The organism is Pseudomonas baetica, from assembly GCF_051216495.1.
GTDB lineage: Bacteria > Pseudomonadota > Gammaproteobacteria > Pseudomonadales > Pseudomonadaceae > Aquipseudomonas > Aquipseudomonas baetica_B.
In genome coordinates this window covers 1-13,868 of record NZ_JBPKAM010000040.1, presented here as the reverse complement: position 1 = coordinate 13,868, position 13,868 = coordinate 1, and the positions used below count along the sequence as shown (strand labels likewise).

The following is a 13,868-nucleotide window of genomic DNA, read 5'->3' as shown; positions in this document are numbered from 1 at the left end:
AGCCTGCACCATGCTCCACGTGTTGTTCAGTGTGTACCTGAAGATGCTGGTGCTCTATAGCCCATTCTTCGTGTTGTCCTGCTTCATCAGCCTGACCCGCGGTTACTCGCGCAAGGAACAACGTCGACTGGCCTGGAAAGTGGCGATTGCCACGCTGGTCTCCAGTGTCTTGTTGTACTTGTTCGGCCGGGTGATTTTCAGCGTCTTCGGCATAACGGTGGATGCCTTCCGAATCGGTGCCGGCAGCGTGCTGTTCATTTCGGCGCTGGGCATGGCTCAGGGCAAGTCGGCGGTGCAGACCGACAACGTGCAGCAGGACGTGACCATCGTCCCGCTGACGATCCCGTTGACGGTCGGCCCCGGCACCATTGGTGCATTGCTGGTGATGGGCGTGGGCCAGCCGCATTGGGACGACAAGCTCACGGCCATTCTCAGTATTGCCCTGGCCAGCTTTACGGTGGGTGTGGTGCTGTATCTGTCCAACCGAATCGAACGCATTGTCGGCGATCAGGGGCTGCAGATTCTCAGCCGGTTGATGGGGTTGTTCGTGTGCGCGCTGGCGGCGCAGATTATTTTTACCGGGGTCAAGGGTTACCTGGTTCCTTAGCCGTTGTAGCAAGGCCAGAGCCAACCCGCCTCTGGCCTTGCCAGGTCACTTGCGCCGACTGAAGCGTTTGACCAGAACTTCCTTACGGTGCACGCCTAGATACTCTTCGATATCCGATTTGATTTCCGCGTACCGGGCAGGGTTGAACGTGATGAACGACTTGCCGTGAAAAACATCGAGGGAAGATGTCTTCCAGTCAACAAACAACACACCACCATCGTTGCTGCCACCCTGGTGATCGAGCGCCGCAATCGCAATCAGGATAATGCCATTAGGCAATTGTTCGATGGGAATAGTTGACAGCCTTACGCCTTCTGCACTTTTGGATTCAATATTCAGTAAATTGATCGCGTCAGGCTCTTTCTTTAATGCAGTCAACGTAGTGTTTGTTACCGCACTGAGCACAGTGGCGCCAGGAATGGCGGCTTTTGCCGATTCGATCGCAGCCTGAATAATATCGACCATGACGTTATCCATTTCGATCTTCAACGAAGTGGCGCTGTATTTTGAATAACCTTTATCCGCCACAAAACAACCAAGATCTTCCATGCATTTGGCAAACGCTTGATACCACGCCTTTGGATCGGAGTTTCCAGGCACCTCGTAGTTCGCTTCCATCTTCGACATGGTGATCAGGTTTTCGATGATCGCCATATTCTCGACGCTGATCTTGTCACCGTAGCCAATCAGGCTATTGCCCAGCACCAGCGCATCCAGCTCCTTGGTTGGGCTCGTCGCCACCGATGACACCAACGACCTGGCGCGATTGACTGCAGGCAACCCTGCCTTACGCTTTTGCAGGCACGCCCGGACGAACTCACCACTGCGCGCAATACTGACTGAACTTTCAAAAACATCCATATATAAATCCCTTTAATAATTAACCTGCGCTCCATCCAGGAACACCATAAACCTATCCCAATCAACTTCGAGCAACAACCCAAACCAAATACAACATATGTACAGTTATAAAAACAAAGCCTCAACGCATATAAAAAAGCCAGACCGTCCAACAACATGGGCGATCTGGCTTCATTTTAAAGCGATAAATATCAATTACCGGATGGGCGTGAGCTTGTCGCCGTAACTTCGCGGTGTATAAACCCACGGGCAGCCATCGGCACGGGGAATGACCCGCGTCGTGGAAGAGCCAATAATGACCATGGTCCGCATGTCCACCTGATCGACACTCAACTCACCCAGCGTGGTAACTCGCAAGGTCTGACCCGGACGGCCGATATCCCGTCCCAGCACGACCGGAGTCCGTGGCTCACGATGGCGGGCGACGATATCCAGCGCCTGCCCAAGCTGCCATGGACGCGATCGCGAAATCGGGTTGTAGAACGCCAGGGCGAGATCGGCTTGAGCCGCCAGATCCAGGCGTTTCTCGATGATCGTCCAGGGCTTGAGGTTGTCCGACAGCGACAGCACGCAGAAGTCATGCCCCAACGGCGCGCCGGCCTGGGCAGCTGTCGCCAGGGAAGCGGAGACGCCTGGCAGAATGTCCAGATCAACGCTGTGCCACGTCGCATCGCTCGACTCATGAAGCGCTTCCAGCACGGCAGCGGCCATGGCAAACACACCCGGATCCCCCGAAGACACCACCACCACCGATCTCCCCTGCGCCGCCAGTTCAAAGGCGTGACGCGCCCGCTGCATTTCTTCGCGATTGTCGGTGCAGTGCAGCACCTGATCATCGCGGAACGGTCCGGCCATACGCACGTAGGTTTCATAACCCAGCACATCATTGGCGCGCGCCAGTTCGGTTTTCACCGCAGGCACCATCAACTCGGCAGCCCCCGGCCCCAATCCCACTACCGCCAGACGTCCGCGAGGCCGACCAATCTGCAATGGGTCCAGCGGTTGTTCCGCGACTGCAATGGCAATACTGTCGTCACCCAACATGGACACAGACTGACTGATAGCATTGCGGACCAGTTCACCAGCTCCAGCCTCAGTCTTGGCAAAACGCAGCGGCACGCCCAACTCAAGCGCCCCTTCACGTAACTCCGCGCTGGCCATTTCAGTATCAGCCGCCAACAGACAGGCCACCGATTGCATGGCGATCCGGGCCTGACGCAAAACCTCGCGAACCGCATTCGGCAAGTCGGCAACGCCAGCGCTGACCGCCACCAGGACATTGCGCGGATAGATCAGCAGTTCGTTGGCCACCGGCACACGTTCGACATGGCTGACGTGCACCGCCAATCGCGCCTGGTCATCCTCAGGCAACTGCGCTTGCGCCAGCCACGGCGCGGAACCTTCGACACGCACCGTTTCACCGGCCAGCAGGTCAGATACAAACCGCTTGCCCAGCTCCAGATCTCCGAGTGCGTAGCCGCTGGGTGGATTGAGCAGGCAAGTGCCAAAACGCAGCTCGCCACTGGTGGTGATCGCCGGCATAACATCGAGATGCGCGGCGATTTCTCGCGCCATCACATTCACACCGCCAAGACCGCCAAGCAACGGCACCACCGCACTGCCGTCTTCAGCCACGGCCAGCACCGGTGGTTCGACACCTTTTTCCAGCAGCAAGGGTGCCAGGGTGCGGATGACGATCCCGGCGGCGCAGAGGGCGATGAGGGGCGTGTTTTGTTGATACAGCTCGCGCAGGGTCGCGCCAAACTCGTGAAAAACACGATCGGCACCCTCGACCCGCCCGGCCAGGCCATGGATCAAGGCACCAGGGTACACCTGTGCAATAGCGCGCGCGGTGGTGAGACTGCCATTGCCGAGAATGACAATCGCCGGAACTGGACGGGTCATCAGCCTTGCCACCTTTCACCGGGAACGATGATCAACGAGAAATACGGCGACGACATCGGCTCGACCTGATCCAGCGGGACGATTTTCTGGTTAGCCATGGTCGCACGTTCGACATAAAGCGCCCGCCCGGCCAACCCGAGCTCTTCCAGCACCTGACGGACCTTGGGAAAGTTGCGGCCCAGCTTCATGATCACTGCAGCATCGGCATCCGCCAGGCGGCGCTTGAGCTCATCATGAGGCAACACGCCGGACAACACCGACAGGCTCTGATTGCGATACACCAGCGGCGCACCGAGGACCGAAGCACCACCGAGCATCGAACAAACACCCGGCACGACTTCTGCCTGATAGCGCTCGGCGAGGCGGTCGTGCAGGTACATGTAGGAACCGTAGAAGAACGGATCACCCTCGCAGATCACCGCCACATCGCGACCGGCATCAAGATGCGCAGCCAGTTCTTCGGCGGCACCATCATAAAAATCGCTGATCACTTGTTCGTAGGAGAGCGGCGCCGGCAAAGCTTCAGTGGTCACCGGATACACCAACGGCAGCAGGTTCTGAGCGTCTTGCAGATGCGATTCGATGATGCCGAACGCATTGCCCTTTTTACCTTTGGCGACGAAGTAGGCCACCACCGGCGATTCGCGCAAGAGGCGCAGTGCCTTGACGGTAATCAGTTCCGGATCACCGGGCCCCACGCCGAGGCCGATCAAACGTCCAGGTTGCTGCATCATTCGATCTCCGTGGCGAGGGCATTGACGGCGGCGGCGGCCATGGCGCTACCGCCCAGGCGACCTTGCATGATGACGAACGGCACGCCTCGACTGTCCGCCGCCAGCGCGGCCTTGGACTCGGCGGCGCCGACGAAGCCCACCGGAAATCCGAGGATCAGCGCGGGTTTCGGCGCACCGGCATCGAGCATTTCCAGCAGATAGAACAGTGCCGTCGGCGCATTGCCGATCACCACCACACTGCCTTCCAGATGCGGACGCCACAGTTCCAGTGCGGCGGCGGAGCGGGTGTTGCCCAGCTCGCGGGCAAGCTCGGGAACACTTTCGTCACGCAAGGTGCAGATGACTGGATTGTTGGCCGGCAACCGTGCGCGGGTGATGCCTTCGGAGACCATTCGCGCATCACACAGGATCGGCGCACCGGCCGCCAGCGCAACGCGCCCGGCCTTGCCCGCGCCTTCGGAAAACTGCAAACCGTCGATGGACTCGACCATGCCACAGGCATGTATCACCCGAACCGCGAGTTTTTCCAGATCGGCCGGGATTCGCGCGAGATTGGCCTCGGCGCGAATGATCGCGAAGGAGTTGCGATAGATCTCCTGACCGTCGCGGATGTAATCAAGCATCAAGGGGGCTCCGTGAGCGGGCGTCAAGCAAGGCTGCGACCGCTTCAATAGTAAGGTTGCGTGCGTGCAACGCGCCGAAACCGGGCTGCGCTGCGTCGCGAAAATAGAGATCGTAATGGCCGGGGGCGACGGCCAGCAATGTGACCGGTGCGGTATGCGCGGCGGCACAGGAACGTGGGCAGCCGCTCAAATGCACACTCAGCGCATGCCCGTGACCTTGCAGCAGCGCGGCCAGTCTCAGGGCATCGCCCTTGGTCTCGGCCTGGCTTTTACCGCAACCGTTTGAACCGGTGCAGGCGATCATCCGGGTCAGCGCCTGATCGGCGTGACACAGCAGGCCCAATTGAGCCAGGCGCCGGATGACTTCAGCACAGCGTTCGTCGGGAATATTGGGCAACAGCAGGCTTTGCCAGGGCGTGAATCGCAGGCTGCCGTCGCCGTAGGTTTCTGCCAGTTGTGCGACACCGTGCAACGTTGCAGGATCCAGTCGTCCCAGTGGTGGCACCGCTCCCACATAGGCAACACCGGCCTCTTTCTGAGGATGTGCGCCGATGTGCAGAACGCTCGAATCCGGCAGGCGCCGCCAATCGGTAACAGCCTGAATGGAGACTCGCTCGCTCAGTCGGCTCAGCAGGTGTTCGACGGTGTACTCGGTCAGTAAATGACGCATCCGCGTTTGCTCGGGATGCGCCAACTCCAGGAACAACTCAAGCACTGCGACCACCAATGCATAGCCAGCGTCGAGCGCCACTGAACCTGCGGGTTTGTCTATCGGGCAGCCGGCCAGACCGAACGCCAGGCGCTGCTCGCCCTCTCGAACAAAGGCCGAGAGCCAAAGATCATGGGGATGCTCGAGCATGTTCAGCGCCTCGCCACCATCGAGCTGCACGGCGAACTTGGCGCTGAGATCGTGAAAGCGTTCGTCACCCTGCAACGTGGCGAGAATCCGCTCAGCCAGCGGCCGGGTGTCGAACAGCATCTGCCGGTCAATGCCGGCGGCCGGGCTGAGCATCAGGTTGCGAACATCATCGCTGGCCGCATTACGCGGCCCCAAACCCGCAGCAAGCAAGCCGTCGATCAAAGGCGTCTGTTCGCTACCAATCCCGCGAATCTGCAAGTTGGCGCGGTTGGTCGCCTCGATCACACCACCGGCATAGCGTTCGGCGGCCTGCGTCACTGCAATAGCCTGCCGGGCGCTGATCGCGCCACCGTTGAGCTTGATCCGGCAGATACCTCCATCCAACGCCCGGACAATACGCAACAACCCGGGACAGGCCGTAGGACGCAAAGGGTTGGATGTCTTGGGAGAGCTCACAGGATGACCGGCACAAGATGAAGGGCAGCATTATGCCTGCTTTGTCCGGTGGGATGAAAAGCCCGAGACACTTGTCGACGAATAGAGCGCGAAGCTACGCCGCAAAAAAGCACTAACAGCCAGAATCAATTCGCCGAATTACTCTCGTTTAAAGCCTGTTGCGCAACCTGTACTTTTTTACTGGCAAGACTTCACCCATTTTTCTCGGAGCAACACATGGACAGTAATCACTCAAATGGACTATTGACCGGTCACAACCTTATTTCATGTATCGACGAACTCTCACCGCAGGATTACCACGACCTCACTCATTGCACGCAGATCGCCACGAGGTCCGCAGACATGATTGCCAGCCGCTTTGCCAACTCGGCAGCGTGGCTGAACGAATATGTTTCGACCTTGAATTTTTTCGGCTGGTCGGTCTTTCAGGATGCCATCCAGACCCGCACCCGTTATGACGTGTCGCAAAGCGTTGCGGACTATCTGGTCAGAAGCGCCCACGGCATGCACGACACCCGCCAGGGCAACGCCATGATCGACACCCTCGACGCATTGAAACCCGATAAACCGGCGCTGTATTCGCTGGATGAAGAAAGTCTGATGGGCGAGCGCTTTCAGGTCTTACCTGCGCGGTACGACTCGAAGGGCTTTCTGGAAATAGCGGTGTTCAATCTCGAATTGGTGGTGCACACCAAAAAGAGCGGTTTCCTGTTCTGGAATTGGGATAGGCAGGCCGCCAAAATCATTCAGAGTCGAGCCTTTCTCAAGTTGGACAAACGCATACTCGAAACCAAAAGAGCACTCCTTGAAGACAAGTGCCGTGAACTCCTGATGAAACGATTCGACTTGAGAAAACAAGCGGCTCGTTAAGTCTTGGGCCGCTGGAGTCGGCGTCCACTACAATTTCGGCTAACGCAATCCACGCCGCGCTATGATGCGCGACCGCCAGATCGATAACGTCGGGCGCGGCGATGACTTGGCTTTGATCGAGAAAAGAGGAACAGCATGACCCCCTGGCTGACAGTGGTAGGCATTGGCGAAGACGGCTTCAAGGGGCTCGGCAAAAATGCACGACATGCTTTGCTGAACGCGTCGCGGATCATTGGCGCGCAACGGCAACTGGATTTGTTGTCGACCTGTATCCGCGGTGATCGGCAACTGTGGCCCAGCCCCTTTTCCCTTGAGTTGGTGCTGGCGCGTCGTGGCGAACCCGTCTGCGTCCTGGCCAGCGGCGATCCGATGTTTTTCGGGGTGGGCGCCAGCCTCGCCCGGCAAGTTGCCAGCGATGAAATGCTGATCCTGCCCGCCCCTTCTTCCTGCTCGCTGGCCGCCGCCAGAATGGGCTGGCCCTTGCAGGACGTGGTCACCCTGTCGGTGGTGGCTCGTCCGGTCGCCGCGCTCAACACTCAGTTATCCAGCGGCCAGCGCTTGCTGGTGCTGAGCAACGATGGTCGCAGCCCCGCCGCCGTCGCTACGCTGTTGCGTGATCGTGGATATGGCCCGAGCCGCCTCACCGTGCTGGAGCATCTGGGCGGTGAAGCCGAGCGGCGTATCGACGGCATCGCCAGCGACTGGACCGATCCCGACATCGCCGATCTGAATCTGATCGCCATCGACTGCATTGCAGAACCGAACACACCCCGTCTGTCGCGCCTTGCCGGGCTGCCGGACTCGGCGTTCAAACACGACGGTCAACTGACCAAGCGTGACGTGCGCGCGATCACCCTCGCTCGCCTGGCGCCAACGCCCGGTGAACTGTTGTGGGACGTCGGCGCCGGCAGCGGTTCGATCGGCATCGAATGGATGCGCGCCCACCCGAGTTGCCGGGCGCTGGCCATCGAGGCCGACGAAGGGCGGCAACAATTGATCGAATACAACCGCGACGCCCTTGGCGTGCCTGGCCTGCAACTGATTCGCGGCCGTGCGCCGCAAGCCCTTGAGGGGCTCGAACGTCCCGACGCCGTTTTCATCGGTGGCGGTGTCACCCGCGAAGGCGTGCTGGATAGCTGCTGGGCCGCCCTCAAACCGGGCGGCCGACTGATCGCCAACGCGGTCACCCTGCAAAGTGAAATGACCCTGATGGGCTGGCGCGAACAACACGGTGGCGAGCTGACGCGCATTCATATCGCCCAGGCGCAACCGCTGGGCGACTTCGACACCTGGCGCCAGGCCTTGCCGATTACCATTCTGGATATGACGAAGCCTCTCGATGCGTGACGAAACCGGCGAACAACCCGCACCGCTGCGCAGTGGCCTGACCACGGGCAGTTGCGCCACGGCGACCAGTCTCGCGGCGGCGCGCCTGCTGCTGGCCGGCACGATGGCGGACGCGGTGCAAATCGTCCTGCCCAAGGGCAAACAGGTGCAAATGCGCCTGGAGTTCTGCCGGCTGACAGATGACGGCGCCGAGGCGGGCACGATCAAGGATGCTGGCGACGACCCCGACGTGACCCACGGCGCCTTGCTCTACTCCCAGGTGCGACTGCGCCCCGAGCCTGGCATCGGCTTCAATGCCGGACGCGGTGTCGGCACGGTCACCCGTCCCGGGCTGGTGCTGGGCGTCGGCGAACCGGCGATCAACCCGGTGCCACGCCAAATGATCACCGACCATCTGACCCGACTCGCCGACGAACTGGGTTATCAAGGGGGGTTCGAGGTGACGATCAACGTCGAAAACGGCGAAGCCCTGGCGCTGAAAACCATGAACCCGCGCTTGGGGATTCTCGGCGGTTTGTCGATCCTCGGCACCAGCGGCATTGTCCGGCCGTTCTCCTGTGCGGCGTACATTGCTTCGATTCACCAAGGCATCGATGTGGCGAAAACCAACGGTTACCTGCACATCGCCGCCTGCACCGGCAACGCCAGCGAAGACACCATGCGCCGGATCTACAACCTGCCGGAAATCGCCCTGATCGAGATGGGCGACTTCGTCGGCGCGGTGCTCAAGCATCTGCGCAAAGTGCCTGTGGATAAACTCAGCATTTGTGGCGGCTTCGGCAAGATCAGCAAACTGGCGGCCGGCCACATGGACTTGCACAGTCGGCATTCGAGCATCGACTTGCCGCAATTGGCCGAATGGGCTGCTGCGATTGGCGCCGATGCGGCATTGCAGCAAGGCATCCGCGAAGCTAATACCAGTCAGCAAGCCCTGGCCATGGCCAAGGCCGCAGGCGTTGCCCTCGGTGATGAGGTATGCCGGCACGCCCTGGATTTTGCCCGCAGCGTGGTCCCGGCGCAGGTGCAAGTCGAAGTGTTTGCCATCGACCGCCAGGGCGGGATCGTTGGCCATGCCGGAGCTTTCCAATGAAACGCATGCTGTTGCTCGGCGGTGTGAGCGAAGCCCTGGCCATCGCCCGAACCCTCGGGCCGGAACACATCTACAGCCTGGCCGGTATCGGTCGGGTGCCGACGGACCTGACCTGCCAGGTTCGCGTCGGCGGCTACGGCGGTACCGAAGGCCTGGCGCAATTCATCCGCGAAGAAGGGATTGACCTGCTGCTGGACGCCACCCACCCCTACGCGGCCAAAATCAGCCATAACGCAGCAAGCGCAGCGCGCCTGAGCGGTATTCCCTGTTGGGCACTGCGACGTCCGGCTTGGCAGCCCCAGGCCGGAGACGACTGGCGCGAAGTCAGCGACTGGGCCGAACTGATCGAAGCCCTGAAACCCTTTCGACGACCGCTGTTCACCTTGGGCCGCGAACCTTTGCAGCACCTGGACGAAATCCCGTCGGAACAATTCTGGACCTTGCGCGCACTGGACGTGTATCCGGGCAACGAACGCTGCGAAGTGATCGGCGTACGGGGGCCGTTCCTGATCGACGATGAACGGCAGTTGTTCGAACGTCGGCAGATCGACGTGTTGATCAGCAAGAACAGCGGCAGCGCCGCGACCGAACCGAAGCTGGACGTGGCGCGCGAGCGTGGGCTGCCGGTGCTGGTGTTGAAGCGGCCGGTGTTGCCGGGGGTTGAGCGGGAGTTTCTGACGCTTGGAGAAACACTTGCTGCATTGGCGGACTTCGCTCGCTAGGGCAGGATCATTGGCTTGCATGAACAGTAACCTATTTGTTACCTTCAGAGCCGCCTGTGATTACACTCGAAGAATACCTGCAGGACAATGAAACAAGCCCCTTCGGACGCTGGTTTTCCACCTTGAATAAGCAAGCCGCGCTCAGGGTATCCAATGCGCTGATTCGACTGGAACTCGGTAACACATCAAACATCAAGTGGTTCGATGGACTCGGCGAATACCGAATAAATTGGGGGCCCGGTTACAGAATCTATCTTGTTCAAGAGGGCAAGCGGCTGATCATCCTTTTTGGTGGGGGCGACAAATCCACTCAAAAAGCCGACATCAAACAGGCCAAGATATTAATTGCCGAATTTAGAGCCCGAAAGAAAGCTGACCGCCCCCGGAGATAACGTTATGGCGCTCACCCGAAGCTACAAAGACACCATCGCCGAACGTGCCCAGCGTGACCCGGAGTTCGCCCAGGCATTGCTGGATGAGGCTGCTACCCTGTTTCTTAACGGGGAGCCTGAAATGGCCAGGATCATTCTGCGTGATCTCGTGAACGCCACTGTCGGCTTCGAGGAGCTGGCAAGGGAAACGGCAAAGCCCAGTAAAAGCCTCCATCGAATGTTATCTGCCAAAGGTAACCCGAGCATGGACAACCTGGCTGCAATCTTCGCCGTAATTCGCGCTACGCTTGGAGTAGATATGCAAGTGCATGCGGTACGTGCGCACTAATGGCATAAAAACCAGCTAGTGTTACTGCGACACCACACCGCACGCCGCGTTTTTACTTATCGGCATTGATCAGGCTAAATAGCCGCGCCTGATCGCCCACTCAACCGGATCTGCCCAATGACCCGACAACGGCTCGCAATTGCCTGGATAGCCTGCTTCGCAGTGCTGTTCAACCTGCTCGCCATGCCGATGTCCGGAGCGATGGCGCAGTCGGCTAAGTCGCCTGCCGAACAGTTATTGTGGGGTAGTTTCTGCTCGTCCAGCGGCACCAAAATGGTGGCGATATCCCTGGGTGGGATCGAGAAAAAAGCCTCTCAAAACGACGATCACTCCAACATGCAGCATTGCTGGTGTTGTTCAGGTTCCGCGCCGTTGGTGGCCCTGCCCGGACACGCACCACAGCTGTATTTCGCGCAGTTCGAATCCAATCGAAGCCTGCCCCCCGCCTCACTCGACACGCCGACACCGCGCCAGCAATGGCCGAATCTCAACCCCCGCGCGTCCCCTCTGGTGTGATTCCTTCTCGCAATTGACCTGCGTTTTGAATCGTTCTGGAGAACCATCATGTTGAATCGACTCTTCGTTGTGGCCGCGTTGCTGCTGCCTGCCTGCTTTGCCAATGCTCACGAATACAAGGTCGGGGAGCTGCACATCGACCACCCCTGGTCGCAGGAGTTGCCGCCCAACGCGCCAAACGTCGCGGCCTATTTTGTCATTCACAACGAAGGCCAAACCGCCGATCGCTTGCTCAGTGTCGACTCGCCGATTGCAAGCGTTGCGCAATTGCACGAGCACGTGATGCAAAACGATGTGATGAAGATGGAGCATGTACCGAGCGTGGAAGTCCCTGCCGGCGGCGAAGTCACCTTTGCTCCCATGGCCTATCACGTGATGTTGCTGAACCCGAACGACCGCAACCTGCTGAGCGATGGCAAGCGCTTCCCGATAACCTTGCACTTCGAGAAAGCCGGCGACGTGACGGTCGAAGTCGCGGTACAGAAGCAGGCGCCTGAAGACGGGCAAAAGCACGCGCACGCCCAGTAACCGGCTGAGCAGAAAACGCCAATGCGCCCGGCTAGCGTCAGGTCATCCAAACTGCGTCGTCAGACATCGAGCCTGACACGCGGCAGCTGGATCAGCCTGTTCGCCATGTTGATGATCTTTATCGGCCCACTGGTTTCCCAGTCGATGCCGATGGACTCACACGCGACCATGAACATGTCGATGGACATGCCCATGGATGCGCCAGCGCTGGACCAGGCCGGGCACGGCGCACAATCCGACGCTGAACACTGCCCGCCGCAGGCCGGGCATCATGCCATCTGGGAAAAATGCGGCTATTGCAGCCTGCTGTTCAATTGCCCGGCACTCACCGGTGGCGCGTCATTCGCTGCGTTCGACACGCCCCCCACCGGTCATTTCACGTCCCCCTCCCCGCGCCTGGGCCATGCCCGGCAAACCATTTTCCCCGGCGCCCGTACTCGTGCCCCGCCCATCCACGTGTAATCCCGCACCCCATAACTAAAAGATCCGAAGCACGCGGAGCACACGTGATGAAGCAGCCAAAAGTGAATTTCTACAACCTGGCCTGGCGCTGGCATTTCTATGCCGGACTGTTCGTGGCGCCATTCATGGTGATGCTGGCCCTGACCGGCACCATTTATCTGTTCAAGCCACAACTCGATTCTCTGATGTACAGCCACTGGCTCAATGTGCCGGCCGGACATCACACCGTCGCGGCCGATGACCTGATGAAACGCGTGAAAGACGCTTATCCACAGGGCACCATCAAGCAATACCTGCCACCGGTGAACGCCGAACGCAGCGCCCAATTTGTCGTGCTCGACGCTGGCAAAGAGCTGAACGTATTCATCGACCCGTACCGTGGCGACATCCTCGGCGAGCAAGACGCCAAGAAAAACCTGCAAGCCATCGCGCGAGCCATTCACGGCGAACTGATGATCGGTACCGTTGGTGACCGACTGGTGGAATTGGCTGCCGGTTGGGGCGTGGTATTGGTCGTGTCCGGCGTGTTCCTGTGGTGGCCACGCGGCCAAGCAGCTGGAATTCTATGGCCACGCCTGAGCAGTCGCGGTCGGGTGTTGTGGCGCGACCTGCATGCCGTCACCGGATTCTGGGGCGCCTCGCTGCTGCTGGTGATGCTGCTTAGCGGCATGACCTGGACCGGATTCTGGGGCTCGCAATACGCTGCCGTGTGGAACGTGTTCCCGGCCGCGATGTGGGATGACGTACCCAAATCCGATGTTGAAGCGCGCAGCCTCAACGAGGCTCATCGGCAAACCGTGCCATGGGCCATGGAAAACACGCCGATGCCGATGTCTGGCGATCATGCCGAACACATGGCCCACGACGGCGCGCATGCGGGTCCGGCGGCGCCAACCATCAGCCTGCAAGATGTGCAAAACATCGCCACCCAGAGCAAGGTCGAACCGGGTTACAGCATCACCTTGCCGAAGTCCGCGACCGGCGTGTTCACCATCTCGGTATTCGCCGATGACCCGCGCAACGACGCCACCCTGCATGTCGATCAGTACAGCGGCAAGGTCCTGGCCGATGTGCGCTTCGAGCAATACGGCACTGTCGCCCGCGCCACGGAAATCGGCGTGATGTTGCACGAAGGCAAGATGTTTGGCGTGGTCAACCAGATCATCGTGTTGCTGATCTGCCTGATGATCCTGCTCAGCGCCGTCAGCGGCGTGGTGATCTGGTGGAAGCGTCGCCCGCAAGGCAAGCTCGGCGTACCGCCACTGCGTCATGACCTGCCGAAATGGAAAACCGCGATGGTGATCATGTTCGCCCTGGCGGTGGCGTTCCCGCTGGTGGGTGCTTCGCTGGTGGCGGTCTGGGTGCTCGACAAGCTACTGCTGTCGCGCTTCACCCGGCAAACTGAGAGCGCTTCAACTTCATCATGAAACAGGCGAGATGCGCGGGAATGAAGGAGCGGTAAACTTCCCGCGCATTTCTGTCGTCCGGCTTTTCTCCTGATCTTCAGAACCGCCTTCGCGAGCAGGCTCGCTCCCACAGGGTTAACGCAATCCATGTGGGAGCGAGCC

Annotated in this window: 16 protein-coding genes; 11 read left to right on the top strand and 5 right to left on the bottom strand. The window is 59.7% G+C overall.

Going from position 1 to position 13,868, the window contains the following annotated elements:
• Window positions 1-10: 10 nt before the first annotated feature.
• Window positions 11-607: a MarC family protein gene (locus tag ACSFE6_RS15795; RefSeq protein WP_435428487.1), complete on the top strand. Its 597-nt coding sequence runs from the start codon at window positions 11-13 to the stop codon at window positions 605-607.
• A gap of 45 nt (window positions 608-652) precedes the next feature.
• On the opposite strand, the gene ACSFE6_RS15790 is transcribed toward ACSFE6_RS15795, so the two are convergent.
• The 5 genes from ACSFE6_RS15790 to cobG all read right to left on the bottom strand — a co-directional run bounded on the left by ACSFE6_RS15790 (window position 653) and on the right by cobG (window position 6,045).
• Entirely contained in the window at window positions 653-1,468 is an 816-nt protein-coding gene (locus ACSFE6_RS15790) for a hypothetical protein (protein WP_435428486.1), read from the bottom strand.
• Window positions 1,469-1,663: 195 nt separating this feature from the next.
• The gene (cobJ, locus tag ACSFE6_RS15785) at window positions 1,664-3,373 is read right to left on the bottom strand and encodes a precorrin-3B C(17)-methyltransferase (RefSeq protein ID WP_435428485.1); all 1,710 of its coding nucleotides are present in this window, start codon (window positions 3,371-3,373) and stop codon (window positions 1,664-1,666) included.
• Window positions 3,373-4,104, bottom strand: a complete 732-nt coding sequence (locus ACSFE6_RS15780; RefSeq protein WP_435428515.1) for a precorrin-2 C(20)-methyltransferase — start codon at window positions 4,102-4,104, stop codon at window positions 3,373-3,375. Before ACSFE6_RS15780 ends, cobJ begins: the two co-directional genes overlap by 1 nt.
• Window positions 4,104-4,730: a precorrin-8X methylmutase gene (locus tag ACSFE6_RS15775; protein WP_435428484.1), complete on the bottom strand. Its 627-nt coding sequence runs from the start codon at window positions 4,728-4,730 to the stop codon at window positions 4,104-4,106. Before ACSFE6_RS15775 ends, ACSFE6_RS15780 begins: the two co-directional genes overlap by 1 nt.
• The gene (cobG, locus tag ACSFE6_RS15770) at window positions 4,723-6,045 is read right to left on the bottom strand and encodes a precorrin-3B synthase (protein ID WP_435428483.1); all 1,323 of its coding nucleotides are present in this window, start codon (window positions 6,043-6,045) and stop codon (window positions 4,723-4,725) included. Before cobG ends, ACSFE6_RS15775 begins: the two co-directional genes overlap by 8 nt.
• 216 nt (window positions 6,046-6,261) lie before the next feature.
• Here cobG and ACSFE6_RS15765 point away from each other — a divergent pair, with 216 nt between their 5' ends.
• The 10 genes from ACSFE6_RS15765 to ACSFE6_RS15720 all read left to right on the top strand — a co-directional run bounded on the left by ACSFE6_RS15765 (window position 6,262) and on the right by ACSFE6_RS15720 (window position 13,727).
• A complete protein-coding gene (locus ACSFE6_RS15765; RefSeq protein ID WP_435428482.1) occupies window positions 6,262-6,915 on the top strand; it encodes a hypothetical protein in 654 nt (217 codons plus the stop codon).
• Window positions 6,916-7,050: 135 nt separating this feature from the next.
• On the top strand, window positions 7,051-8,262 hold the full coding sequence (gene cbiE, locus ACSFE6_RS15760) for a precorrin-6y C5,15-methyltransferase (decarboxylating) subunit CbiE (RefSeq protein ID WP_435428481.1): 1,212 nt from the start codon (window positions 7,051-7,053) through the stop codon (window positions 8,260-8,262).
• Window positions 8,255-9,352 (top strand): cobalt-precorrin-5B (C(1))-methyltransferase, encoded by a 1,098-nt coding sequence (locus ACSFE6_RS15755; RefSeq protein WP_435428480.1) that lies wholly within the window; start codon window positions 8,255-8,257, stop codon window positions 9,350-9,352. Before cbiE ends, ACSFE6_RS15755 begins: the two co-directional genes overlap by 8 nt.
• Window positions 9,349-10,074 carry a cobalt-precorrin-6A reductase gene (locus ACSFE6_RS15750; RefSeq protein ID WP_435428479.1) on the top strand — a complete coding sequence of 242 codons (726 nt, stop codon included), beginning with the start codon at window positions 9,349-9,351 and terminating at the stop codon, window positions 10,072-10,074. The genes ACSFE6_RS15755 and ACSFE6_RS15750 overlap by 4 nt, the downstream gene beginning before the upstream one ends.
• Before the next feature lie 56 nt (window positions 10,075-10,130).
• A complete protein-coding gene (locus ACSFE6_RS15745; protein ID WP_435428478.1) occupies window positions 10,131-10,466 on the top strand; it encodes a type II toxin-antitoxin system RelE/ParE family toxin in 336 nt (111 codons plus the stop codon).
• A gap of 4 nt (window positions 10,467-10,470) precedes the next feature.
• Window positions 10,471-10,794, top strand: coding sequence for a DNA-binding protein (locus ACSFE6_RS15740; RefSeq protein WP_435428477.1), 324 nt, complete (start codon window positions 10,471-10,473; stop codon window positions 10,792-10,794).
• A 117-nt stretch (window positions 10,795-10,911) separates the two neighbouring features.
• Window positions 10,912-11,310, top strand: a complete 399-nt coding sequence (locus tag ACSFE6_RS15735) for a DUF2946 domain-containing protein (RefSeq protein WP_435428476.1) — start codon at window positions 10,912-10,914, stop codon at window positions 11,308-11,310.
• Window positions 11,311-11,358: 48 nt separating this feature from the next.
• Window positions 11,359-11,838, top strand: coding sequence for a copper chaperone PCu(A)C (locus tag ACSFE6_RS15730; protein WP_435428475.1), 480 nt, complete (start codon window positions 11,359-11,361; stop codon window positions 11,836-11,838).
• Between the two features lie 21 nt (window positions 11,839-11,859).
• Window positions 11,860-12,300, top strand: coding sequence for a DUF2946 domain-containing protein (locus ACSFE6_RS15725; protein ID WP_435428474.1), 441 nt, complete (start codon window positions 11,860-11,862; stop codon window positions 12,298-12,300).
• A 47-nt stretch (window positions 12,301-12,347) separates the two neighbouring features.
• A complete protein-coding gene (locus tag ACSFE6_RS15720) occupies window positions 12,348-13,727 on the top strand; it encodes a PepSY-associated TM helix domain-containing protein (RefSeq protein ID WP_435428473.1) in 1,380 nt (459 codons plus the stop codon).
• The last annotated feature ends 141 nt before the right edge of the window (window positions 13,728-13,868 follow it).